This window comes from Comamonas composti DSM 21721, assembly GCF_000429845.1.
GTDB lineage: Bacteria > Pseudomonadota > Gammaproteobacteria > Burkholderiales > Burkholderiaceae_C > Comamonas > Comamonas composti.
In genome coordinates, this window is the sequence record NZ_KE386972.1 from 165,220 (window position 1) to 189,707 (window position 24,488).

Annotated in this window: 21 protein-coding genes; 5 read left to right on the top strand and 16 right to left on the bottom strand. The window is 65.7% G+C overall.

The window, feature by feature from the left end; genetic code table 11:
- Window positions 1-116 precede the first annotated feature (116 nt).
- Window positions 117-500: a nuclear transport factor 2 family protein gene (locus tag G486_RS22880; protein ID WP_034388508.1), complete on the top strand. Its 384-nt coding sequence runs from the start codon at window positions 117-119 to the stop codon at window positions 498-500.
- The gene (locus G486_RS22885; RefSeq protein WP_051303682.1) at window positions 497-919 is read left to right on the top strand and encodes a hypothetical protein; all 423 of its coding nucleotides are present in this window, start codon (window positions 497-499) and stop codon (window positions 917-919) included. The genes G486_RS22880 and G486_RS22885 overlap by 4 nt, the downstream gene beginning before the upstream one ends.
- A gap of 72 nt (window positions 920-991) precedes the next feature.
- Here the strand turns inward: G486_RS22885 and G486_RS0119425 are convergent, their stop codons facing one another.
- The 4 genes from G486_RS0119425 to pyrF form a co-directional block, all read right to left on the bottom strand.
- Complete coding sequence (locus G486_RS0119425; RefSeq protein ID WP_027017031.1) at window positions 992-1,978, bottom strand: M14 family metallopeptidase; 987 nt, start codon at window positions 1,976-1,978, stop codon at window positions 992-994.
- Between the two features lie 140 nt (window positions 1,979-2,118).
- Window positions 2,119-3,102, bottom strand: coding sequence for a Bug family tripartite tricarboxylate transporter substrate binding protein (locus tag G486_RS0119430; RefSeq protein WP_027017032.1), 984 nt, complete (start codon window positions 3,100-3,102; stop codon window positions 2,119-2,121).
- 123 nt (window positions 3,103-3,225) lie between these two features.
- On the bottom strand, window positions 3,226-4,119 hold the full coding sequence (locus G486_RS0119435) for a LysR substrate-binding domain-containing protein (RefSeq protein ID WP_027017033.1): 894 nt from the start codon (window positions 4,117-4,119) through the stop codon (window positions 3,226-3,228).
- 13 nt (window positions 4,120-4,132) lie between these two features.
- A complete protein-coding gene (pyrF, locus tag G486_RS0119440; protein ID WP_027017034.1) occupies window positions 4,133-4,957 on the bottom strand; it encodes an orotidine-5'-phosphate decarboxylase in 825 nt (274 codons plus the stop codon).
- Between the two features lie 106 nt (window positions 4,958-5,063).
- On the opposite strand from pyrF, the gene G486_RS0119445 reads away from it, so the two are divergent.
- Window positions 5,064-5,945, top strand: a complete 882-nt coding sequence (locus tag G486_RS0119445; protein ID WP_027017035.1) for a DMT family transporter — start codon at window positions 5,064-5,066, stop codon at window positions 5,943-5,945.
- Between the two features lie 154 nt (window positions 5,946-6,099).
- On the opposite strand, the gene G486_RS22890 is transcribed toward G486_RS0119445, so the two are convergent.
- From G486_RS22890 to def, 7 genes are all read right to left on the bottom strand, one after another.
- Window positions 6,100-6,696, bottom strand: a complete 597-nt coding sequence (locus G486_RS22890; protein WP_156920103.1) for a dihydrofolate reductase family protein — start codon at window positions 6,694-6,696, stop codon at window positions 6,100-6,102.
- A 152-nt stretch (window positions 6,697-6,848) separates the two neighbouring features.
- A complete protein-coding gene (locus tag G486_RS0119455; RefSeq protein WP_027017036.1) occupies window positions 6,849-8,042 on the bottom strand; it encodes a phosphoglycerate kinase in 1,194 nt (397 codons plus the stop codon).
- Between the two features lie 328 nt (window positions 8,043-8,370).
- The gene (locus G486_RS0119460; protein ID WP_027017037.1) at window positions 8,371-8,703 is read right to left on the bottom strand and encodes an AzlD domain-containing protein; all 333 of its coding nucleotides are present in this window, start codon (window positions 8,701-8,703) and stop codon (window positions 8,371-8,373) included.
- The gene (locus G486_RS0119465; protein WP_027017038.1) at window positions 8,703-9,533 is read right to left on the bottom strand and encodes an AzlC family ABC transporter permease; all 831 of its coding nucleotides are present in this window, start codon (window positions 9,531-9,533) and stop codon (window positions 8,703-8,705) included. Before G486_RS0119465 ends, G486_RS0119460 begins: the two co-directional genes overlap by 1 nt.
- Window positions 9,530-10,489 carry a methionyl-tRNA formyltransferase gene (gene fmt / locus G486_RS0119470; protein WP_027017039.1) on the bottom strand — a complete coding sequence of 320 codons (960 nt, stop codon included), beginning with the start codon at window positions 10,487-10,489 and terminating at the stop codon, window positions 9,530-9,532. Before fmt ends, G486_RS0119465 begins: the two co-directional genes overlap by 4 nt.
- Before the next feature lie 245 nt (window positions 10,490-10,734).
- Entirely contained in the window at window positions 10,735-11,253 is a 519-nt protein-coding gene (locus G486_RS0119475; RefSeq protein WP_051303683.1) for a protein kinase family protein, read from the bottom strand.
- A 9-nt stretch (window positions 11,254-11,262) separates the two neighbouring features.
- Complete coding sequence (gene def / locus G486_RS0119480) at window positions 11,263-11,775, bottom strand: peptide deformylase (RefSeq protein ID WP_027017041.1); 513 nt, start codon at window positions 11,773-11,775, stop codon at window positions 11,263-11,265.
- Window positions 11,776-11,970: 195 nt separating this feature from the next.
- On the opposite strand from def, the gene G486_RS0119485 reads away from it, so the two are divergent.
- Together G486_RS0119485 and dprA are read left to right on the top strand one after the other, a co-directional pair.
- Window positions 11,971-13,152: a LysM peptidoglycan-binding domain-containing protein gene (locus G486_RS0119485; RefSeq protein ID WP_027017042.1), complete on the top strand. Its 1,182-nt coding sequence runs from the start codon at window positions 11,971-11,973 to the stop codon at window positions 13,150-13,152.
- A 167-nt stretch (window positions 13,153-13,319) separates the two neighbouring features.
- Window positions 13,320-14,543, top strand: a complete 1,224-nt coding sequence (gene dprA, locus G486_RS0119490; RefSeq protein WP_034388513.1) for a DNA-processing protein DprA — start codon at window positions 13,320-13,322, stop codon at window positions 14,541-14,543.
- Here the strand turns inward: dprA and G486_RS0119495 are convergent.
- The 5 genes from G486_RS0119495 to G486_RS0119515 all read right to left on the bottom strand — a co-directional run bounded on the left by G486_RS0119495 (window position 14,540) and on the right by G486_RS0119515 (window position 24,164).
- On the bottom strand, window positions 14,540-16,918 hold the full coding sequence (locus G486_RS0119495) for a DUF1631 family protein (protein ID WP_027017044.1): 2,379 nt from the start codon (window positions 16,916-16,918) through the stop codon (window positions 14,540-14,542). The two genes, dprA and G486_RS0119495, sit on opposite strands and share 4 nt — an antisense overlap.
- A 171-nt stretch (window positions 16,919-17,089) precedes the next feature.
- Complete coding sequence (gene secF, locus G486_RS0119500) at window positions 17,090-18,043, bottom strand: protein translocase subunit SecF (protein ID WP_027017045.1); 954 nt, start codon at window positions 18,041-18,043, stop codon at window positions 17,090-17,092.
- An 11-nt stretch (window positions 18,044-18,054) separates the two neighbouring features.
- Window positions 18,055-19,953 (bottom strand): protein translocase subunit SecD, encoded by a 1,899-nt coding sequence (gene secD, locus G486_RS0119505; protein ID WP_027017046.1) that lies wholly within the window; start codon window positions 19,951-19,953, stop codon window positions 18,055-18,057.
- 85 nt (window positions 19,954-20,038) lie between these two features.
- A complete protein-coding gene (gene yajC / locus G486_RS0119510; protein WP_027017047.1) occupies window positions 20,039-20,371 on the bottom strand; it encodes a preprotein translocase subunit YajC in 333 nt (110 codons plus the stop codon).
- Window positions 20,372-20,597: 226 nt separating this feature from the next.
- Complete coding sequence (locus tag G486_RS0119515) at window positions 20,598-24,164, bottom strand: indolepyruvate ferredoxin oxidoreductase family protein (RefSeq protein ID WP_027017048.1); 3,567 nt, start codon at window positions 24,162-24,164, stop codon at window positions 20,598-20,600.
- Between the last annotated feature and the right edge of the window lie 324 nt (window positions 24,165-24,488).

The following is a 24,488-nucleotide window of genomic DNA, read 5'->3' on the forward strand; positions in this document are numbered from 1 at the left end:
CCCTGAGGCGCTTTGCGCCTTCCCCCTGAAGGGGGACGACGCCTTCGCCGCGAGGCGGCTCTTGCTCGGCGTCCCCGGGCCGGGCGCGTGCAGCACATGATTCACGGAGGATTCAGATGCAGGCCTTGACCGCCGAGCTCCAGGCCCTGGAGCAGGAGCTTCACCACCCAGGCACCTTTTGCGACCGGGCCCGGCTGGAGCAGTTGCTGCACCCGGAGTTTCATGAAGTCGGGCGCTCGGGCCTGGCCTATGACCGGGCCACGGTGATCGACTTTCTGGCGGGGCAGCAAAGCCGGGCGCCCGTGGCATCCACGGATTTCTCGGCTCGTTGGCTGGGGCCCGATCTGGCCTTGCTCAACTATGGCTCGGCGCTGCGCGAGGCCGACGGAGCCCTGGTCCAGCACACGCTGCGCTCCTCGATCTGGCTGCGCTGCGGCACGCAGTGGCGGCTGCGCTACCACCAGGGCACGCCGGCTGCGGCGCCTTCCATCACACCATGAGCACTTTTCTTGCCCTGTCCATCGTCGCGCCCCATGGCCAGAACATTGCCTGGGGCAGAAAAACGCTGGAAGTCCGCTCCTGGCTGCCGGCCTCGCTACCGCTGAGGAATGTGCTCATCGTGGAGAACCGGCAATACCTGACCCGTGAGAGGCCTGCAGACCCGCATGCACAGGCCGTGGCCTTGGTGGACATTGCCTGGGCCGCGCCATGGAGGACCGATCAGGTCCAGGCTGCCTGCTCCAGCGGCTGGGAGGAAGGCTATTACGCCTGGCAACTGGAGAACATCCGGCGCCTGCCCCGGCCCGTGGCCGTGCATGCTGCACGCAAACTCTACGAGCTGGAGCTGTCGCTTGACATGAGCCGTCTGGTGAGTGTCCTGCCCCGATCTCTGGGCGCAGCAACACAATTAAAAGAATAGCTGCCAGCGCTTGCCCTGTATGGATTTCAGATGGTTTTTCCATTGAAACCAAGATGTGGCAAGCGCTTGCAACTATGGTCTTAGAGCGTGGCGCTTTGCAAAGCGCACCACGGTCACGCCTGCGCGCGCCTGGCGCACCGAGGGCATGACGAGCACGCAGTCGTCATAGGGCGTGGTCACGGGCTGGCCGTCGTTGTCGCCGATCACGCTGCCGGCCTTGGCAAAGCATTCCAGCCCCGTATAGGGCGCGGCAAAGCGAAAGCCGCTGCTTTTTGCGACCACGGGCTCGGTGACTTCCAGCGCCCATTGTTCGGCGGCATCGGCCTGCTTCCAGCCGGGCAGGGCTGTTGCGAGTTCGGCAGCGCCGAAGATGGCCGCAGCCTCGAGAAAGCGCAGGCATTGGTCGCGCGCCACGTCGCGGCTGGCGGGGTCGCCATGAAAGCCGCATTCCACGAGCAGGGAGCGCGAGTCCCCGGCCTGGGCATCGGGCAGGCTGAAGCGCCCGTAGTCGCGCAGCCGCGTACCGTCCTTGTGGCCTGCATCGACCACGATGTGTGCGGGCGCGCCCATGCGCCGTGCGAGCTCGCGGTTGCGCGGCTGCAGGCCCGTGAGCAGCAGCGGCGCCGAGGGCTCGTGCATGGAGTGCAGGTCCAGCAGCCAGTCGGCCTCGCGCACAAAGGGGCGCAACGCGGCCGCACGCCGGCGCTCGCGCGTGCCGCCCTCGTCCATGCGCACGTCCTGCCACTGGCGGTTCAGGTCCTCGTCCACGAAGCGCGAGGCATCGTGGTCGCGCGCGTCGAAGCGGTCGAAGGCCTCGAGATTCGCCAGCACCAGGCACAGGCTGCCGCTGTGCGGCGCCAGTCGGCCCTGGGTCAGGGCCTCGAGCAGGCCGGCCACGGCCCAGGCGCCGCAGATCTCGTTGCCGTGCACCAGGGCCGAGATCATGACCCGGCGCCCGGGGCGGCCGGAGTCGAAGCGCCATACGCCCTCCACCCCGGTATTGCCCGCACGCCAGGGCGCAAGATCGGGCAGGGGCAGTTCAAATCTCAAATCACTCATTTCAGTCATCCACGGCCTATGAAACCGGCGCGGCCCAGCGTAGAGATCGTAAACACGTTCTTAGGGACGCCGGGCAAGAGCCGCCTCGCGGCGAAGGCCTCGTCCCCCTGGGGGAAGGCGCCGCAGGCGACTCAGGGGGCTTAATTCTCTATATGTGCGAACTGCACGATCTTTGCGTACTTGGCGATCTCCGCATGGATGTACTTGCCCGCATCGGTCGCGGGATCGGCGACCACGTTGCCGGTGTCCTCCATCTTCTTGCGAAACTCGGGCGAGGCCATGGTTTCGTCCAGGGCCTTCTTGAGCTTGGCGGCGATGGGCTCGGGCAGGCCCTTGGGCGCCATGAGCGCGAACCAGACGTTGATGTCCACGTTCTTGTACTGGGGCTGTTCGGACAGGGCCGGAATATCGGGCGTGATGGCCGAGCGCCTGGCCTCGGTCGTGCCCAGGGCCACGACCTTGCCCGCGCGGATCTGGGGCAGGCCCGAGGACAGCACGAACACGCCGAATTCGATGTTGCTGCCCACGAGATCCGTGGTCAGCGGCGCCACGCCCCGGTAGGGAATATGCGTCATGTGCAGCTTTCCCTGCTCCTTGACCATTTCACCGGCCAGATGCAGGGCCGTGCCCACACCCGAGCTGCCGTAGCTGAACTTGCCGGGGTTCTTCGCCACCTGGGCCGTGAACTCGCCGGCATTCTTCACGCCGGTCTTCTGCGAGGCCACGAGCACCATGGGTTGCGAGCCCACGAGGCCTATGGGCGTGAAGTCGCCAATCGTGTACTTGATGCTTTTGTTGATGAGCCGGGCAATCGCGAGCTCGTTGTTCGCGCCCACGAAGATGGTGTAGCCGTCGGCCGGCGATTTGGCGACCTTTTGCGCACCGATGGCGCCGCCGGCGCCGCCCAGGTTTTCCACGACCACGGGCTGGCCCAGGCGCGAGGCCAGGCCATCGGCCACGAGACGGCCGACCAGGTCGGTGCTGCCACCGGGCGGATAGCCGACGACCATGGTGATGGCGCGACTCGGATAGGTGCCGCCCTCATCGGCAAAGGTGCTGCCGCAGGCAGCAAGCAGGGCCGCGGCCAGCAAGGCGGCGCGGCGCGGGAAGTTCGTGGCAGGCATGGCTGTGTCTCCATTTGTTGTGATCTGCCCGGATTGTGCAAACACCGCCGGCCCGGGTCGGTGCCTATGGGGCACGGGTCCGTGCCATTCGCGCACGGCGCAAGCAAGGGCTGGAATACGCTCTCAGGCCCGGGTGATATCGCGCCAGAACTGCTCGGCCGCCTGGCCCAGATGACGCTTGGGCCGGTACAGGCGCACGTCGAAGTGCACTTCCAGGCTGGCATCGGCGGCCGGCGCCAGCTCGCCGCTCAGGCAGTCGGCGCGCACCATGGACCAGGGCATCCAGCCCAGGCCCAGGCCTTTGCGCACGTATTCGTAATTCGCGTCGGCCGAGTCGCTGTCCATGCAGCGGCGCAGGCGCGGCGCCAGCGGGTGCTGGCTCAAATGGTCCTGCACCAGCCGGCCCAGGGCCAGGCTTTGCGAATAGGCCAGATAGGGCACGGCGGCCTGGGTGGACAGGTCATGCAGCGCACGGCCTTGGGCATCGGCGCGGGACACGGGCACGAGCTTGTCGCTGGCCACGGTCAGATGGCTGAACTGCCGCGCATCCAGGCGCACGGCCAGCGCCGCGTGGTGGTAGAGCAGCGCAAAGCTGGCCTGACCGCGCTGCAGCATGAGCACGGTTTCCTCCAGCGATCGCGTGAGAATGCGCAGCTCGGCCGTTTGCAGCACGCCGCTGCAGCGCGCCAGCCAGTCGGCGACCATGGTGCGCGCCAGCGTGCGCCCCGTGGCCAGGGTGATGCTGTGGGCCTGCTGGCCGCCCAGGGCGCGCAGCTCGGCCTGGGACTGGGCCAGGGTGCGCAGCAATTGCTCGGCCGTATCGCGAAAGGCTTCACCCGCTGCCGTGAGCCGCACGGGCCCGGCGCCGGCATCGACCAGGGCGGTTCCGGCCCAGGCCTCGAGCGCACGAATGCGCCGCCCGAAGGCCGGATGCGTGACATGACGCAGCTCGGCCGCACGGGTAAAGCTGCGCTCCTGGGCCAGAGCCACGAAGTCCTCCAGCCACTTGGCCTGCATGCGGGCGTCTGTCCTAGCGCCCCGCAGCCTGCAGCGTGGCGCGGGTGTCCAGGGCGGCCTTGCGGGCGGCTGCGGCGAAGTCCTCGCCTTGCGAGGCATACAAAATGGCGCGCGAGGAGTTGATGATGATGGGGCCGCCGCCGATCCTGGCGGCCTTCACCGTGGCCACGGCGTCGCCACCCTGGGCGCCCACACCGGGGATCAGCAGCGGCAGGCTGGGAGCCACGGCGCGCACGCGCTCGATCTCATGCGGGCGGGTGGCGCCCACCACCAGGCCCAGCTGGCCATTGGTGTTCCACGGGCCTTGGGCCAGCTTGGCCACATGCTCGAACATGGCGGGCTGGCCCGGCAGATCGGCCATGCGCTGGGCCTGCAGGTCGTCCCCACCGGGGTTGGAGGTGCGGCACAGCAGAAAGGCGCCCTTGCCCTCGTACTTCAGATAGGGCGTGATCGAGTCAAAGCCCATGAAGGGCGACAGGGTCACGGCGTCGGCACCGTAGCGCTCGAAGGCCTCTTTGGCGTACTGCTCGGCCGTGGAGCCGATATCGCCACGCTTGGCATCCAGAATCACCGGCACATGGGGGGCCACACGGCGCATATGGGCCATCAGCTTTTCCAGCTGGTCTTCGGCGCGGTGGGCGGCGAAATAGGCAATCTGGGGCTTGAAGCTGTTCACCAGGTCGTGGGTGGCGTCGACGATGGCGGCGCAGAAGTCGTAAATCTTCGACACGTCGCCCTGCATGGCGGCAGGAAAGCGGCTGGGTTCGGGGTCCAGACCCACGCACAGCATGGAGTCATTGCGCGTGGACGCGTCGCGCAGCATGTCGAGAAAATTCATGGGGCGTGATTTTAAATGGGCGGCCTGAATGCCGGCTTGCGCGGCCCGGGGAGTCCCTGCACGCGGGCCTGCTTGTCGGCACAATCAGTTACCTATGTCTGCCTCTTTGCCCCGCTTTACCTCGCGCCAGCTTGTCTTGCTGGTACTGCTCACCATCGTCTGGGGGCTGAACTGGCCCATCATGAAAGTGGGCGTGGCGCATTTCCCTCCGCTGACTTTCCGCATGATTGCCATGTGGCTGGCCGTGCCGGTGCTGGCGCTGGTGCTGTGGAAGCAAAAAGCGCCGTGGACGGTGCCGCGCGCGGCCTGGGGCAAGCTGGCCCTGCTGACGCTGACGAATATGCTGATGTGGCACTGCCTGATGATTCTGTCCATGCCATTGCTGTCCAGCGGGCGGGCCGCCATTCTGGGCTACACCATGCCCATCTTCTCGGCCGTGATTGGCGTGGTGGTGTTTGGCGAGCACCTGGCCGGCCGGGCCTGGGCCGGCGTGGCCGCCGCCGCCCTGGGCGTGGTGCTGTTGCTGTGGCATGCCGTGACCTCGCTGGGCAGCCCGCTGGGCGTGGCCCTGATTCTGACGGCAGCGGCCGGCTGGGCCATGGGTACCCAGCTGCTGCGCCGCACCGAAATGCCCGTGCCCTTGATGACGCTGTCGTTCTGGATGGTGCTGCTCACGGCCATCTTTCTGAGCCTGCTGTCCACGCTGTTCGAGCGCCAGCTGTGGCACTGGCCGGACCACACGACCCTGGTCACCATCCTCTACAACGGCCCGCTGGCCATTGGCTTTGCCCAGGTGACCTGGTTCTTTCTGGCCCGCACCCTGCCGCCCGTGGCTTCCACGCTGAGCGTGATGCTCATCCCCGTGATCGGTGTGTTCAGCGGCGCCTGGTGGCTGGGCGAGCAGTTGCGCTGGCAGGACTGGGCCGCCGTGGCGCTGATCATGCTGGCCATTGCATCGGTGCTGTGGCCGAAAAAGGCTACCCCCTGAGGCGCTAGCGCGCCTTCCCCCTGGGAGGGGGACGACAGCCTCGCGGCGGGGCGGCCCTTGCTCGCTGTCCCTGATCTAGGCTCCGCCCGTTTTATGGGCAGTGCACCGTGGCATTACCCTGCCACAGCCAGACTTGTCCATTGGGACGCGCATGCTACTTCTGGGGAAGGCAGCCCTGCCAGCAGGTCGCCAAGCACGGCGCTAGCTCTTTTGCACGCGATAACGCAGCTCGGCCATGCCGGACAGCTTCCAGCTGCAGCCTGGGGCTGAGTACGCGACGGGGGAACAGCGGCTTGCCCTGGCCCAGCGTGGCGGAGCCGATTTGCACAATGATTTCGTCGAGCAGGCCGGCGTCGTGGAACTGGCCGGCCAGATCGCCCCCGCCCACCACCCACAGGTTTTTGTCGCCGGCGGCCGCGCGCATGGCGGCGTGTACGGGGCGCACATCGCCTTGCACGAAATGAATTTCTGCATCTTGAGCACCAGGCATGGGCGGCAGCTCGCGGCTGGAGAACACCCAGCAGGGCTGGGTATAGGGCCAGGCTGCGCCGGTTTCGGCCATGGCTTCCTGGGCATGGCGCAGCATCCATTCATAGGTGGCCGAGCCCATGGCCAGGGCGCCGACTTCGGCGATGAAGCCGGGGTAGCTGGAGCTCTCCAGGCTGCCCAGCGGGAACAGCCAGTCCAGGCTGTCGTCCTCGGTGGCCAGAAAGCCGTCCAGGCTGCTTGCGGTGTAATACTGGGTTTTCATACAGATATTTTAGGCCATCGCTGGCGGTGTAGCGTCTGTTTTTGGCCGCAAAAAAGCCCGTGGGCTTTGCAGTCCACGGGCTTTGTTTTTGCTAGCTGCCAGCGCTGATACAGCAAGCGCTGGAGCCGGATTTCGCTATGAATCAGCGGCCATCAGCCATTGGCGCGCTTGGCCAGGATCTCGAAGGCCGGCAGGGTTTTGCCTTCCAGCACTTCCAGGAAAGCGCCGCCACCAGTGGAGATATAGCCCACGTCTTTTTCAATGCCGTACTTGGCAATGGCGGCCAGGGTGTCGCCACCGCCGGCAATGCTGAAGGCGGGGGATTCGGCAATCGCCTGGGCAATCACCTTGGTGCCGTTGGCAAATTGGTCGAATTCGAACACGCCCACGGGGCCGTTCCAGACGATGGTGCCGGCTTGCTTGAGCTGGGCGGCCAGCTTGGCGGCGGTTTCGGGGCCGATGTCCAGAATCATGTCGTCGTCTTCGACTTCGCTGGCCTTTTTAACCGTGGCAGGGGCGTCAGCCGCAAAAGCCTTGGCGGTGACCACATCGGTGGGCACGGGCACTTCGGCGCCGCGCGCTGCCATGGCGTCAATCACGGCCTTGGCGTCGGCCAGCAGGTCGGGCTCGGCCAGGGATTTACCGATCTTGAGGCCGGCGGCCAGCATAAAGGTGTTGGCAATGCCGCCGCCCACGATGAGCTGGTCCACCTTGTCGGCCAGGCTCTTGAGGATGGTCAGCTTGGTCGAGACCTTGGAGCCGGCGACGATGGCGGCCAGCGGGCGGGCCGGGGCAGCCAGGGCCTTGTTCAGGGCGTCGATCTCGGCCGACAGCAGCGGGCCGGCGCAGGCAATGGGGGCGTATTCGGCAATGCCATAGGTCGTGCCTTCGGCGCGGTGGGCAGTGCCGAAAGCGTCGTTCACAAAGATGTCGCACAGCTGGGCCAGCTTCTGGGCCAGCTCGGGCTTGTTCTTTTTCTCGCCCACGTTGACGCGGCAGTTTTCCAGCAGCACGACCTGGCCGGGCGCCACCTGCACGCCGTCCACCCAGTTGGCCACCAGGGGCACTTCACGGCCCAGCAGCTCGGCCAGGCGCTGGGCCACGGGGGCCAGCGAATCCTGGGGCTTGAACTCGCCCTCCGTGGGGCGGCCCAGGTGGCTGGTCACCATCACGGCCGCACCGGCCTTGAGTGCCATCTCAATCGCGGGCACCGAGGCGCGCACGCGCGTGTCTTCGGTGATCTGGCCGGCATCGTTCAGAGGAACATTGAGGTCGGCGCGGATGAAAACACGTTGGCCCTGGGCTTTGCCCTGGGCGCACAGATCGGAAAAACGAAGAATGTTCATGGCAACAGTGGGAGAGCGAGCCGCAGCCGCACCTTGGATGGGTAAAGAAAAAGCCGCGGCCATTGTAGAGGTCCTAGAGCCCGATTTCGCTCCAACCCTTGGGGCCAGTGCCTTTGCGGATTCCCCCAGGGCATGGCAGGGCACTCACAAAGAAATAGCTGCCAGCGCTTTCTGACAGCCAGCTTCAGGCATATAAAGCCTTGAAATCGCCTGGAGACAAGCGCTGGCAGCTCACCTTTTAATGCAGAGACAGCGTGCAAGATCCGCCCCGCTGCGAAGCTGTCGCCCCCTCGGGAAGATGCAGCGCCAACCGCCCGGGGGCGAGCTGCTACCAGCCCAACCCAATGTGCAGGGGCAGATAGACCAGCATGCCCAGCGCAATCGTGCCCATGATGTCGCGGCGCCAGAAAAAATAGGCCACAGCCACGACGACGGCCGGCAGGCGCGCATCGACCAGGCTGGAGATGAGCTGGCCATTGCTCATCACGATCTCGGGCGCGATCACGGCGGCCAGCGCCGCCAGAGGTGCATATTGCAGGCCACGCTTGAGCCAGCGCGGCATGGGCACTGCGCGCTCGGGAATCATGAAGAAGGCGCGCGTGACCACGGTGATCGCCGTAAGCCCCAGGCAGGCCAGCAGGCCCCAGAGCCAGTCATCCATCACAACCTCTCCTTGTTCTCTTCGCGCATCAGCACGGGGTTGCCAGCCGCATCCGGCGCGGCCAGGCCGGGCCGGGCGCCAGCGCTCAAGACCTCGGGCCGGCTCCTGAGCTGGCGGCTCAGGCTTTCGGCCAGCAGGCCTGCGGCCACGGCCGCCGCAATCGCCACGAGAATGTTGAGCTTGAGCGGCAGCGCAAACGCCGCCACGGCCGCCGTGCAGGCCACGCCCGCAGCCACCCACGAGGCCTGGTCCTTGAGCATGGACAACAGCACGCCCAGCAAGGCCAGCACCCCCGCAAAGCCCAGGCCCCAGGACAGGGGCACCTGGTTGGCCAGCAAGATGCCCAGCGTGGACGGAATCTGCCAGGCCAGCCAGTTGCTGATGGCCGCGCCCCAGAAGTAGGGCACCTGCTCGGGCCGGGGCGTGGCGTCGGGGTAGCGCTTCATGAAGCCCACGAAGATCACGTCGCCGCTGAAATAGCCGATCGTCATGCGATGGCGCAGGCGCAGATGGGCAAAGTAGCTGCGCCACATGCTGGACAGGATCACAAAGCGCAGGTTCACGCAGATGGCGGTGAAGAAGATCACCCACAGCGGCGCCCCCACGGCCATCAGCGGCAGCACGGCCAACTGGGCGCTGCCCGCATAGACCAGCAGCCCCAGAGCCAGGGCCAGGGGCAGGGACAGGCCGGCCTTGATCATGGCCACGCCCGTGACCAGGCCCCAGGCCGCAATGCCAATGGAAGTGCCCAGCATGTCCTGCACGCCCAGGCGGAACGCGGGGTCGCGCACAATGCCCTGCGCACGCAGGACCAGGGGCGAATCCTTCATGGCTGGCCCAGAACGGCGCCCACGGGCAGTTCGAAGCCGCGCAGAAAATCCCCCGCGCCCAGGCGCTTTCCGCCCGCGCGCTGCAACAGGTTCAGGCACAGCTGGCCCTGGCCGCAGGCCACGCGCACGCCGTCCGCATCGGCCGAGAGCACGGTACCCGGCGCGGCATCGACAGTCCTGGGCTCGGCCTGGCCCTGCCACAGCTTGATGGCCTCGCCCTGAAAATCCGTGGCGCCACCCGGAAACGGATTGAAGGCGCGCAGGCGCCGCGCAATCGTGGACGCATCCTGGCTCCAGTCGACCAGGCTCTCGGCCTTTTCGATCTTGTGCGCATAGTTCACGCCCTCTGCGGGCTGGGGCGTGCGCGGCAGGCTGCCGCAAGCCGCCATTTCCAGGGCCTCGACGATGAGGCGCCCACCCAGGTCGGCAAGACTGTCGTGCAGGTTGGCCGTGGTGTCATCGGGCGCAATCGCCAGGCGCTCGACCAGGCACATATCGCCGGTGTCCAGACCCGCATCCATCTGCATGATGGTCACGCCGGTCTCGGCATCGCCGGCCTCGATGGCGCGGTGAATCGGCGCCGCGCCGCGCCAGCGCGGCAGCAGGCTTGCATGGATGTTGAGACAGCCCAGGCGCGGAGCATCCAGCACCCATTGCGGCAGGATCAGGCCATAGGCCGCAACCACCATCACATCGGCTTGTGCGGCCGCTATCGCAGCCTGGGCCGCCGCCGCATCCTCGGGGTATTTGCCATCCAGGCGCAGGCTCATGGGCTGGGCCACGGCAATCCCCTGTTCCAGCGCACACTGCTTGACGGGCGAGGCCTGCAGCTTCATGCCGCGCCCCGCAGGCCGGTCGGGCTGGGTCAGGACCAGGGGAACCTCAAAGCCAGCGGCCAGCAGCCGCTGCAGCGCCACACGCGCAAAATCCGGGGTGCCGGCAAAAATGACTCTCATGCGTTGCAAACCAATGTTTTAGAAATACTGCCTGTCTACTGACAGCTGACACGCCCCGCGCGACATCAAGCCCTGTCCCGGACAAGCCGTCACCCTCGCCCTCTTCTCGAAGGAGGCGAGATCAAAGTCAGGGCTCAGCGCTCAAAACAAACGCGGCCCAACTCAAAGACGCCGGGCAAGAGCCGTCCCGCTGCGATGACGTCGTCCCCCTTCCAGGGGGAAGGCGCAAAGCGCCTCAGGGGGTCTCACCGGGACGGATCCCGCCAATACATGCTCTCGTCGGTGAACATCACTTTCTGCACCACGCCTTGCGGATCGATGTGCACATGCGCTCGCCGAGGATTGCCGTTGTCCAGAAAGCGGTAGGTCCAGATATCGCCCTTGAAGCTGTAGACCCGCTCCACCTTGGCCGGCGGGCCGAAGGTGCGGTAGACATCGTCCTTGGTATCCACCCCGTTGCGCAGCGTGTAAAAGTGCGCCAGATCCAGCACCTGGTCCACGCGCACCAGGCGGTTGCCGGCATCGAAATCCATGTGATAGACCTGCTGGCCCGCAGGCTGGCCGCTGTAGACCAGGCGCGTGCCCCCATCGGACAGTGGCACGCTCAGCGTGGGCCGGCCCATGCCTTCTTCAATCTCAGCCCTGGCTGTGCCCGGCTTTTGCCACTGCGGCACCATGCAGCCGGCCAAAGCCGCCAGCATGCTGGCACACAGCAAGAGTCTCGCCAGACGGCCGACCCACGAGGCGTTGTTGGCAGACTCCATACGGACTCCTTAGGCCTTGGCAACCTGCTTTTGCTGTTTGACGAGCTTGGTCTTGATGCGGTTGCGCTTCAGAGGGGACAGGTATTCGACGAACACCTTGCCCAGAAGATGGTCCATTTCGTGCTGTATGCAGATCGCCTTGAAGCCTTCGGCCTCGATGATGCGCTCCTGCCCGTTCTCGTCCAGGGCCTTGATCTTCACGGCCACCGAACGCTCCACGCCGTCGTAGATGCCGGGCACGGACAAACAGCCCTCTTCACCCAGCTGCTTTTCCTCGCTGGCCCAGAGGAGCTCCGGATTGATCAGCACGAAAGGCTGGTTGCGCTCTTCGGAGACATCGGCCACGACGACGCGCTCGTGGACATCGACCTGGGTTGCCGCCAGGCCCACGCCGTTGGCGTCATACATGGTCGCGAACATGTTCTGCACCAGGGTGCGTATGCGCTCGTCCACCTGGGCCACGGGCTTGGCCACGGTGTGCAGACGAGGATCGGGATAGCAGAGAATCGGAAGAATAGCCATGGTTGACGTGCAAAATGTAGTTATTTTCGCCACTTTTCCCGAGTACCGCAGAGCAATGCTGCAATAAGCATTGCTCCGTCAAGGCCTTGGAATGAGAATCGGCGCTGACTCGTAAAGACTCGCGACCGCCTGTGTCAAGATCGGCGGCGCCGCAGCGCAGAGAGGGACGCTGTGTTTACTCGTAAAAGGATATCCATGACAGCATACGCCACCGTTCGTGCCTGGACTGTTACATCGGCACTGATCGCTGCATTCACAGGCGTACATGCCCAGCCATACCCTGTGACGCCTGCCCAGCGCGCCACGGCCCAGCAGGTGGCTCAGCAAGGCATTCCCGAAAGCGAGCTGGCTCCCAGCGCGCCCGACAGCTATACCGTCAAGCAAGGCGACACGCTCTGGGGCATCTCGGGCGTCTTCCTGCGCCGCCCCTGGCGCTGGCCCGAGCTCTGGGGCATGAACCTGTCCAGCATCGCCAACCCGCATCTGATCTATCCCGGCCAGGTGCTTTATCTGCACAAGAGCAATGGCTATGCGCGCCTGAGCACCTCCGCCCATGGCGACGGTGGCGTGGTGCGCGTCTCGCCGCGCACACGCAGCGAATCCCTGGCTTCGGCCGCCCTGCCGACGCTGCAACCGCATCTGATCGAGCCCTTTCTGGCCGAGCCCCTGGTCGTGGACGCCGAGACACTGCAGCGTGCGCCGCGCCTGATCGCCATGCCGGACAAGCGCATGCTCATGGCCAATGGCGATCGTGCCTATGCACGCGGCACAGAAGATGCGCCCCTGGTCCGGGGCAATGGCCTGCCCTACAAGTTCCGCGTGTTCCGTGATGCAGTGGCGCTCAAAGACCCGGTCAGCGGCGAGATCCTCGGCTATGAAGCCAAATACCTGGGCAATGCCGATCTGCTGAGCAGCGAGGCCACCATCGAGGGCGACAAGGGCCAGGTCCTGAGCTCCCCGGCCACGGTGGAGCTGACCCGGGTCAAGATGGAAATGCGTGCCGGCGACCGCCTGCTGCCCACGCCCGAACGCGGCTACATGAACTACGCGCCTCATGCGCCGACCACCCCGACCCAGGCCAGCGTGGTCTCGCTCTATGGCGATCTCGCCGTGCAATGGGCGGCCCACAACCAGGTCGTGGCCATCAACAAGGGCAGCAGCGACGGTCTTGACGATGGCGCGGTGCTGGAGTTGATCACCCGCGGCGCACGCGTTCTCGACAAGACCGGCGACAAGAGGGAATGGGTGCAACTGCCCGATGAACACAATGGCTATGCCATGGTGTTCCGCACTTTTGAGCGCGTCTCCTATGCACTCATCCTTGAGGCACGCCGGGGCGTCGAGGTCGGCGACCGCCTGAACTCTCCTGCGCCTTGAGATGAGGCCTCCCCTGAGCCGCTGCGCGCCTTTCCCTGAAACCGGGAAAGGGCGCGGCTGGCTCGCCTGCCCGGAAAGCGCTCAGCCCCGACTCTCGCCCCCCGGGCGCGCGGGGTTCGCGTCCGGCGCCACGGCTCGCTGAAGACCATGGAGCGGCATCCAGGACCATGACTGCCGCCCCGCCCCAGCCCTCATCTCTGCATCCATCCGAGGAAGAGCTCTCGGCCTGGCTCAGGCTGCTGCTCACTCCGGGCGTGGGCCGAGCCAGCGCCAGATGCTTGCTCGCGGCCTGCGGCAGCGCCCAAGCCATATGGCAGGGCCCGCACTCGCTGTGGCCGCCAGGGCTCACGAGCGCACAGGCCAAGGCCTTGAGCGAGGCACCGCCGCGCTTCGAGGAGCAGCTCGACGCAACACGGCTCTGGCTGGCCAGCCCGCCCCAGGACCTGGCCCATGCACTGATTCCGCTGGGCCATGCCCAATATCCCGAATCCCTGTTGCAGACCGAAGACCCCCCGCTGCTGCTGTTCGTGCAGGCCAGTGCCGCACGCCTGCATGGCAACGCGCCCTGGTTCCCTTATCCGCAGGCCCTGGCCATGGTCGGCAGCCGCAACCCCACGGCCCAGGGCAGGGCGAATGCTGCCCTGATGGCCCAGGCCCTGGTCGAGGCCGGGCTGTGCATCGTCTCCGGCCTGGCCCAGGGCGTGGACGCTTCGGCCCATGAGGGCGCGCTGCGGGCGGCACGCCAGCGCACGCACAGCGCATCGCCGGCGGCAGCCACGATTGCCGTCGTGGGCACGGGCCTGGATCAGGTCTACCCCTTGCAGCATCAGGCACTGGCGCTGCAAGTGGCGCGGCACGGCCTCATGGTCAGCGAATACCCTCTGGGCACCCCGCCTCTGGCCCGGCACTTCCCCCAGCGCAACCGCATCATTTCAGGCCTGGCCCAGGGCACGCTGGTGGTCGAGGCCACGCTGCAGTCGGGCTCGCTGATCACGGCCAGGCTCGCGGCCGAGCAGGGGCGAGAAGTGTTTGCCATTCCCGGCTCCATCCATGCGCCCCAGTCACGCGGCTGCCACAAGCTGCTGCGCGAAGGCGCCAAGCTCGTGGAAACGGCCCAGGATGTGCTCGAAGAGCTCCAAGGCCTGGCCATACGCCGCCCCCCAGGCCCGGCCAAAGCCAAGGCCCCGCCCCAACCGCCGCCCGCAACGGCCCCGGCATCCGAGAATCCCGTGCTGCAGGCGCTTGGCCACGACCCTTTGCTGCTGGACAGCCTGATGGAGCGCACCGGCCTTGGTGCAGCCCGGCTGCAGGCACGCCTGCTGGATCTGGAACTTGAAGGGCTGGTCGCGCGCCTGCCGGGCGGTCTCTACCAGCGTCTGGAGCGGGGCTAGGCCTCCAGCCGCTCGGGATTCGCCTGGATTTTCTGCAGGGCGTCGCGTGTGGCACGCACGGTCAGCGCTTCCTCGTCGTGGGCGGTCAGCAGGCCGGATTGCAGATAGGCGCCCAGGCGCTGCAGTTGCAGCAGGTAGCAGTGCCCGTCCTGGGCCACGAACAAGTGCAGTTGCTTGCGGCGGCTGCTCCATGCGTATTGCAGTTGCGCGCGCAGATTGTTGTGGTCCAGCGTGAACCATCGGCCCAGGGCCAGTGAACGCGCCCATTCCTGGATCGCAGGCTCCACGGCAGCCTGGGTGCCTGCGAGAACCGTCAGGCCCGAAGTCTCCACGCCCAGAATGGCCTCCAGGTTTTCCGGCGACAGCGGCGTGTCCTCTATGCGTCCATCGGCGCTGATGAACTCCTCCAGATGGGCCAGGCGCTTGGCCATGGCCTCGATGCGCTCAGGCGCAATGGCCGCGGTCTTCGAGGTAAAGGCCTGGGCCAGCACATCGGTGACCTGCTTGACGCGCGCGGACTGCACCTCCCCCGTGATGCCTATGGTCTCCAGCCCGTGACGCAAGGTCTGCAGCAGCGCGGGCAAGGCCTGGATGACCTGGCTGCGCTCATGGCGCGAAGGCTTGGCGCTCGCTGCCCAGACGAGCTCGCTGGCCGCCTGCTTGAGCCGCATGGTGCGCTCGTCCTGAGCGCCATGGCGCACGGCTGCCAGGGCCAGCACTTCGGTCCAGGTCTTGAACAGGAATTCGCGGATCTCCTCACGCACCGGCATGTCGGTGAGCAGATTGCGCAGCTCGATGGTGTACTGGACGGCCAGGGTCTCCTTTTGCTCGACCTGCTGGGCCAGGGTGATGATCTTGGTCTTATCCTGGGTCTCGGTCAGGTAGCGCGCGAGAAACTCCTCGAACTCGCGCAGCACGAGCACAAAGACTTTCTGCCCGGTCTCCGGGTATTGCTCGATGACCTGGACGATGCGCTTGATCTCGGTCTCCAGCGCACTGCCGCCTATGCTGCTGGCATCAAAGCCCAGCACGCAGGAGCCCAGCCGGTCTATGAGGACACGCGCAGGATGGCGCAGATCGCTGAAGAACTCGGGCTCGGCCAGGGCCACGCGCAGCACGGGCACCTGCAGGCGCGCAAACCACACGCGCACCGAAGGCGGTATGCGGTCCTCGCTCAGAATGCTCTGGAACATCAGGGCCACGATCTCGATCGTGGCCTTTTCCCCCGTGGTCGCAGCCTTGCGCTTCCAGTCCACCGAGCGCTGACGCGCCTCGTCGGCGAGCCGGCCCACGGCGGCGGAGCTGTAGTCCGCCGTCGAGGATGCGCCCAGGCTCCGGCTGTGCAGTTGCGTCTGGTAGAACGCCTGGGCCATGAGCTGCTGCTCATACAGCGCCTGGGTCAGGGCCGGGGAAATGGTGGTGTGCGGCATCAAGGCCGTGGCCTGCATCAGCGGCGAGTCGAGCGCGGTCGCGCCCGCCATGCCCGGCCGGGACTGGGTCAGGAAGATCCGCTTGAGCTGATTGGCGACCTCCTGGGTGCGCTGGCGTGCCAGTGCGAGCGCGGCCATGCCCAAAGGCACCTGGGCGCCGCCGCGCATGACACCCGACAGGGAGTCCGGCAGCGGGCCCGGCAAGGCGCCCGGCTGGGTCTGGGACAGCGACATGCTGGCACTGGCGTAAAAGCCCATGTTGGCACTGCTCTGGCCCGATTCGCTGCGCTTGACCTTCATGGCCATGTCGTAGGAGCGCTGCACGCCCTGGGCATCCAGCAGGTCGTGGGCCAGCTTGTACTGGGCAGCAAACAGGCTGCCCAGCCCCTTGATCAGGACATCCTGCAGCCGCTGCAGATCGGCGCGCGGCAGGCCTGCGACCTCCCACTGCTCGATGAATACCAGGCATACGGTCTCTACACGCAGAAGGTCGCCGGCCGGCAACTCCCGACCCTCGAGATGCTGTATGCGCAGGCGCAGGGTATCGAAGACGGAGCTTGTGGCCTCGTCCATGGCCAGGGCCAGGCGCGAGGCCTGGAGCTTGGCCTCGACCACCTCGTCGCTGAGCAGCTCGAACTTCGGCATGCCCTGGTTTCTGGGCGCAGATGCGGCCCCGCCCTCCTGCAAGGCCTGGCCCAGCACTCGCACGCAGGCATTCAGCCAGGCGTTCTGGTGCTGACGAAAGCGGCTCCAGGCTTCCTGGCGCGCCTGCATCTCGCGCGCCGTGCCCCGCGTGGCCGGCTCTTCGGACAATGCCGCATCGATCTGCCGGGCCAGCTCGGGCAGACCGCTGCAAAGCCCATGCACCCAGCGCTGACGCAGGCGCCAGCCCAGTTGCTGCACGCTGGCTGGCTGGCTTGGTGGAACAGGCGGCTGCAAAGACATGGGCGCCAGTTTAAGCGGCCAGGCACGCAAAGGCGCAGGCTGTTGCGGCTCGCAAGGCCTCAGGCCCTGGAGTTAGCAAAAAAAGTGAGCTGCTAGCGCTATCCTCGCCGGGTTTTCTCAATGATTTCGGTCTGAAATCATTGAGTGTCATGCGCAAACAGCTCCCTTTTTCTAGACTACGGCCCCTGAATTGGGGTCGTTGGGATCCTGCTGCGAGCCCTTTGGCGCCTTGATCAGGTCCTCGCGCTTCACGCCCAGCCACATGGCAATGGCTGCAGCCACGAACACCGAGGAGTAGATGCCGAACAAAATGCCGATCGTCAGCGCCAGCGCAAAGTAGTGCAGGCTGGGTCCACCGAAGAAGAACATGGACAGCACCATGGCCTCGGTCGAGGCGTGGGTGATGATGGTGCGGCTCATGGTCGAGGTGATCGCGTGGTCGATGACCTCGGGCGTGGACAGCTTGCGGAACTTGCGGAAGGCCTCGCGGATCCGGTCGAAGATCACCACCGACTCGTTCACCGAATAGCCAAGCACGGCGAGCACGCCGGCCAGCACGGACAGCGAGAACTCCCACTGGAAGAACGCGAAAAAGCCCAGGATGATGATCACGTCGTGCAGGTTGGCGATGATGGCCGCCACGCCGAACTTCCACTCAAAGCGTATGGCCAGATAGATCACGATGCCCAGCACCACGAAGCCCAGGGCCATGAGGCCGTTGTGCATGAGCTCGTCGCCCACCTGCGGGCCCACGAACTCGGTGCGGCGCAGCGTGACCTCGGCATCCTCGGCCTTGAGCGCGGCCAGCACCTGCTCGCTTTGCTGAGCCGACGTCACATCCTTTTGCACCGGCAGGCGGATCATCACATCGCGCGAAGTACCGAAGTTCTGTACCGTGACATCGGCATAGCCGAGCTTGGAGACCGTATCGCGCACCTTGCCGATGTCGGCGGTCTGGGTATAGGCCACCTCCATGACCGTGCCGCCCGTGAACTCCACGGACAGATGCAGTCCGCGCGTGAGCAGAAAGAACACGGCCAGCGCAAAGGTGATGAAGGAGATCGCGTTGAGTATCAACGCGTACTTCATGAACGGGATGTCTTTTTTGATCCGAAAGAACTCCATGCTCTTTCTCCTTAGTTGCTAGTGCCGCGGCTGGCCACGGAGCGGTGCTCGTCGCCCTCGGGCTTCCAGACCTGGCCTATGGACAGGCTTTGCAGGCGTTTGCGGCGGCCATACCAGAGGTTGACCAGGCCACGCGAGAAGAACACGGCCGAGAACATGCTCGTCAGAATGCCGATGCAGTGCACCACGGCAAAGCCGCGCACCACGCCCGAGCCAAAGGCCAGCAGCGCCAGGCCCGCGATCAGCGTGGTCACGTTGGAGTCGAGAATCGTGTGCCAGGCATGCTCGTAGCCCGCATGGATCGCAGCCTGGGGCGAAGCGCCTGCACGCAACTCCTCGCGGATGCGCTCGTTGATCAGCACGTTGGAGTCGATGGCCACGCCCAGCGCCAGCGCCATGGCCGCGATGCCGGGCAGGGTCAGCGTGGCCTGCAGCATGGACAGAATCGCCAGCAGCAGCAGCACGTTCACCGACAGCGCAATCGTGGAGATCACGCCGAAGAACATGTAGTAGACACACATGAAGCCCGCGATCGCCACCAGGCCCCAGACCACGGAGTTGATGCCGCGGCTGATGTTGTCGGCGCCCAGGCTGGGGCCGATGGTGTATTCCTCGATGATCTCCATGGGCGCAGCCAGCGAACCGGCGCGCAGCAGCAGGGCCGTGTCATTGGCTTCCACCGTGGTCATGCGGCCCGAGATCTGCACGCGGCCGCCACCGATCTCGGAGCGGATCACGGGCGCCGTCACGACCTCGCCCTTGCCCTTCTCGAACAGGATGATGGCCATGCGCTTGCCCACGTTCTCGCGCGTGATGTCCTTGAAGATGCGCGCGCCCTTGGCATCCAGCACCAGGTTGACCGTGGGCTCCTGGGTCTGGCCGTCGAAGCCGGGCTGGGCGTCGGTGAGGTTCTCGCCGGTCAGCACCACCTGCTTTTGCACGATCACGGCCTGGCTGTTGCGGTCCAGGTATTTCTCGGCACCAAAGGGCACGGGGCCGGTGCCCATCTCGGCGCCGCGCGCTTCCGAGGACTCGTCCACCATGCGCACTTCCAGCGTCGCCGTGCGGCCCAGAATGTCCTTGGCCTTGGCCGTGTCCTGCACGCCAGGCAGTTGCACCACGATGCGGTCCAGCCCTTGCTGCTGGATCACGGGCTCGGCCACGCCCAGCTCGTTGATACGGTTGTGCAGCGTGACCATGTTCTGCTTGAGCGCCTGCTCCTGCACCTTGCGCAAGGCCTCGGGCTTGATCGTGGCGCGCAGCTTGAAGCCCTCGCCGTCGGGCACCGAAGTCGCCGTGAGGTCGGGCAACTGGTCGACGACCAGATTGCGCGCAGCCGTGAGCGTGGCCTCGTCGCGCACGCGGATCTCCACGGTATTGCCGTCACGCGAGACACCGCCATGGCGTATGTTCTTGTCGCGCAGCATGGTGCGCAGATCGCTGGCATAGGAGTCGGCCTTCTTGGTCAGCGCGGCCTCCATGTCCACCTGCAGCATGAAGTGCACACCGCCACGCAGGTCCAGGCCCAGGTACATGGGGTTGGCGCCAATGGCCGACAGCCACTGGGGCGAGCGCGAAACCAGGTTCAACGCCACGATGTAGGCAGGATCCTCGGCATCGGGGATCAAGGCCTTCTGAATCACGTCCTTGGCCTTGAGCTGCTCGTCGGGCGTGTTGAAGCGCGCACGCACCGAATTGCCCTCCAGGTTGAGCACATCGGGCTTGAGGCCGGAGCCCGCCAGGGCAGCCTCGACCTTTTCCAGCACGGCGTTGTCCACCTTGATCGTGGACTTGGCCGAGGAAACCTGCACGGCAGGCGCCTCGCCAAAGAAATTGGGCAGGGTGTAGAGCACCCCAACGAGCAGCGCGATCACGATGATCGCGTACTTCCAGACCGGATATCGGTTCATGATCGCGCTCTTAGTAGTCAGCAACGCACAAAGGGCGTGGGGCCACAACAGCAGCCATCACACCCGCGAGACAAGAGGACAAGGCTTATTTCAGCGTGTCCTTGGGCAGGACCTGAACCACGGCGCTGCGCTGGATCTGGACCTCGACGCCGGAAGCCACCTCGATGTGCAGGAACTGCTCGGACATGCGCGTGACGCGACCGATGATGCCGCCGGCCGTGGCCACTTCGTCACCCTTGGCCAGGGCTTCGACCATGGCGCGGTGCTCTTTCTGGCGCTTCATCTGGGGGCGGATCATCACGAAATACAGCACCACAAACATCAGCACCAGGGGCAGCATGCCCGTGAGCGAGCCCATGAAGCCGCCTTCGGCGGCAGCGGCTGGGGCGGTTTGGGCGAAAGCGGAGGAGATAAACACGGTCAAGACTCCGTAATGGACTGATTCAGAAATATAGGGGTTGCACAGGGCGATACAAGTTCCGCGCCCCGGCAGATTAACAAAGCATTGTATGCGTGGGGGTCGGCCTCCCAGGACCCGGGCTTGCGCAGCCCCGGGTTTTTCACGGGCAAGAAAAACCGCCCATGCCATGGGCTGCGGGCGGTTTCATGTCTCTCGCCAAGGCCTGGCGGCCTTCTGCAGAGCATTATGAGCGCGCGTCTACGCGCTTGGCGCGGCCTCGCTCCAGCAAGGCCTGCCATTTGCTGCGGGCCGCGGCCAGGTTGCGCTCCTTCACATGGCCATAGCCACGAATCTGCTCAGGGATGCTGGCGATCTCCACGGCCAGGGCCAGGCGCTGGCCGTCCATGCCCGCGCCCATGCCATCGAGCAGGCCCTCCATGCACTGCCGATACTCTGCAATGAGTGCGCGCTCACCACGACGCTCCTCGGTGCGGCCAAAAGGATCGAAGACCGTGCCGCGCAAGCCCTTCATGCGCGCAAGCACGCCCATGGCCTTGCGCATCCAGGGGCCATAGCTTTTCTTGACCAGGTGGCCTTGTGCGTTCCTGCCTGCCGTGGATGGCGGCGCCAGGTGATGAACGAGCTTGTAGTCACCCTCGAACATCTCGCCAAGGCGCCGCGTAAAGGCGGCATCGGTATGCAGGCGCGCGACCTCGTACTCGTCCTTGTAGGCCATGAGCTTGAACAGATAGCGGGCCACGGCCTCGGACAGGCGCGTGCCCTGGTCCAGGGCCTGCTCGGCTGCATGGACCTTGTCCACGAAGCGCTGGTATTCGCCGGCGTAAGCCGCATCCTGGTAGGCCGTGAGGAATTCCACGCGCCTGGCGACCATTTCGGCCAGCGAAGGCTTTTTGACGAACTGGATCACCTGCTCCGCCTGGAACAGGGCGCGTACGGCCGCGAGATCATGCGCGCAGCGCCGGCCCCATTCAAATGCGGCCTGGTTGTTGGCCACCTGCACGCCGTTGAGCTCCATGGCGCGCATCAGCGCTGCATGCGACAGCGGCACACGCCCCTTCTGCCAGGCATAGCCGAGCATCAGCGGATTGGTGTAGATGCTGTCGCCCAGCAGTTGCACCGCCACCTGTTCGGCATCGAAGACACCGAGCATGGGTGCGCCCACGGCCTGGGCCAGCGCATTCGCACAGCCCTGGTCGGGCGACTGCCAGTCGGGGTTGGTCACAAAGGCGGCCGTGGGCGTGCCATGGCTGTTGAGCGCCACGAAGGTGCGGCCCGGCTGCATGGTGGCCATGGTCGTGGGCGTGGCCGCAACGATGGGGTCGCACCCTATCACCAGATCGGCCTTGGCCATGTCCACCTTGGTGGTGTGGATCGCATCCGCCCGGTTGGCGATCTGCACATGGCTCCAGGTGGAGCCGCCCTTTTGCGCCAGGCCTGCCGCATCCTGGGTGACCACGCCCTTGCCTTCCAGATGGGCAGCCATGCCCAGCAGCGAGCCTATGGTGATCACGCCCGTGCCGCCGACGCCGGCCACGACGATGCCAAAGGCCTGCTCGGCCACGGGCAGGCTGGGCTCGGGAATGGGCGGCAGTTGGGACAAATCGCCCTTTGCCTCTTTCCTCGGCTTTTTGAGCGTGCCGCCCTCGACGGTCACGAAGCTGGGACAAAAGCCGTTGACGCAGGAGAAATCCTTGTTGCAGCTGTTCTGGTTGATGCGCCGCTTGCGGCCGAACTCGGTCTCCACGGGCTCGACCGAGAGGCAGTTGGAGGCCACGCCGCAGTCGCCGCAGCCCTCGCAGACCAGCTCGTTGATGACCACGGTCTTGTCGGGCGTGGCAAGCGTGCCGCGCTTTCTGCGGCGGCGCTTTTCGGTGGCGCAGGTCTGGTCGTAGATGATGGCCGTGCAGCCCTTGAGCTCGCGGAACTCGCGCTGTATGCGGTCCAGCTCATCGCGGTGGTGCACGGTCACGCCGGGAGCCAGGGCCACGCCATGGTATTTGCCCGGCTCGTCGGTGACGATGACCAGCCTGGCCACGCCTTCGGACAAAAGGCTGTTCATGATCTGCAGCACCGAATGGCCCTCGGGGCGCTCGCCCACGCGCTGGCCGCCGGTCATGGCCACGGCATCGTTGTAGAGGACCTTGTAGGTGATGTTCACCCCGGCCGCAATGCTCTGGCGTATGGCCAGCAGCCCGCTGTGGAAGTAGGTGCCGTCGCCGAGGTTGGCGAACACATGCCTGTCCTTGGTGAAATGCGCCTGGCCTATCCAGCTCACGCCCTCGCCGCCCATCTGCGTGAAGGTGCTGGTGTTGCGCTCCGGCATCCAGGTCGTCATGTAGTGGCAGCCTATGCCGGCCACGGCGCGGCTGCCCTCGGGCACACGCGTGCTGGTGTTGTGCGGGCAGCCGCTGCAAAACCAGGGCAGGCGGTCGCCCGTGGGCTGGCTTTGCGCGCTCCTGAGCGCTGCCTCGCGCGCATCAAGCACGGCAATGCGTTCCTGCATGCGCGCCTCGATGTCTGCGGGCACGCCCAGCTTGTGCAGCCGCGCGGCAATGGCGCGCGCAATCAGGGCCGGCGTGAGATCGGCATTCGGGCGCAGCAGCCAGTCGGTGCTGGGGTTGGGCAGCGACCACTCGCCGCCATGCTCGTCGCTGAACTTGCCGACCACGTTGGGGCGCACATCGTCGCGCCAGTTGTAGAGCTCTTCCTTGACCTGGTATTCGATGACCTGGCGCTTTTCCTCCACGACCAGGATTTCCTGCAAGCCGCGCGCGAAGTCGCGCGTGATCGTGGCCTCCAGCGGCCAGACCACGTTGACCTTGTGCACGCGAATGCCCAGCTGGCGGCAGGTGTCGTCATCCAGCCCCAGATCGACCAGCGCCTGGCGCATGTCGTTATAGGCCTTGCCGCTGGCGATCAGGCCGAAGCGGTCATTGGGCGTGGCCACCACGTTGTGGTTGAGGCGGTTGGCACGCACATAGGCCAGGGCTGCATACCACTTGTGGTTCATGAGCCGCTGTTCCTGCTCCAGCGGCGGATCGGGCCAGCGTATGTGCAGGCCGCCCGGCGGCATCTGGAAGTCCTCGGGCAGCACGATGTTCACGCGGTCGGGATCGACGGCCACGCTGGACGAGGACTCCACGACTTCCTGGATCGTCTTCATGCCCGACCACAGACCCGAGAAGCGGCTCATGGCGATCGCGTGCAGACCCATGTCCAGAATGTCCTGCACGCTGCTCGGAAAGAACACCGGCGTGCCGCAGGCCTTGAAGATGTGGTCGCTCTGGTGGGCCGCCGTGGAGCTCTTGCTGATGTGGTCGTCGCCGGCCAGCGCGATCACGCCGCCGTGCCTTGCCGTGCCCGCCATGTTCGCGTGCTTGAACACGTCCGAGCAGCGGTCCACGCCCGGCCCCTTGCCATACCAGATGCCGAACACGCCGTCGAACTTCCTGGACTCGGGGTAGAGGTCGAGCTGCTGTGTGCCCCAGACTGCGGTGGCGCCCAGCTCCTCGTTGACGCCGGGCTGGAACACGATGTTGTTCGCCTCCAGATGTTTCTTGGCCGCCCACAGCGCCTGGTCGTAGCCGCCCAGGGGCGAGCCGCGATAGCCGCTGATGAAGCCGCCGGTGTTCAGGCCCCGTGCCGCATCGCGCTGGCGCTGCAGCATGGGCAGACGCACCAGGGCCTGGACGCCGCTCATGAAGGCGCGGCCATGTTCAAGTGTGTATTTGTCATCCAGGGTCGCGGTTTCCAGCGTCTTGCGGACCGCATCGGGCAGTGGGGCATTCATAGCGCACCTCCCAGACCGATGTGGCGAGCGCCGGAGCCTGCCTGTTTCGTTGCGCGCATGGCATCGCCATACACTGCGCGCTGATGCTGCAAACCGTGGCCGGGCCTGCATGCGATACCGGGCGCTTGTGGCGCGCGCCGGATGTCTGGGAGCCGTGGGGTATTCATGGCTTGTCTCCGTTGATGTGGCTGCGCGTCATGCAGGGTAGGCATGCGCACCGCTCGTTATTGCGTCTGACCGCAGCATTCAGTGTATTCGGGCGTTCTCGATAAGTGTTTGCTTTCTTTGCGCTATAAACGCTTTCTTCAGCAATAATCTTTCTTG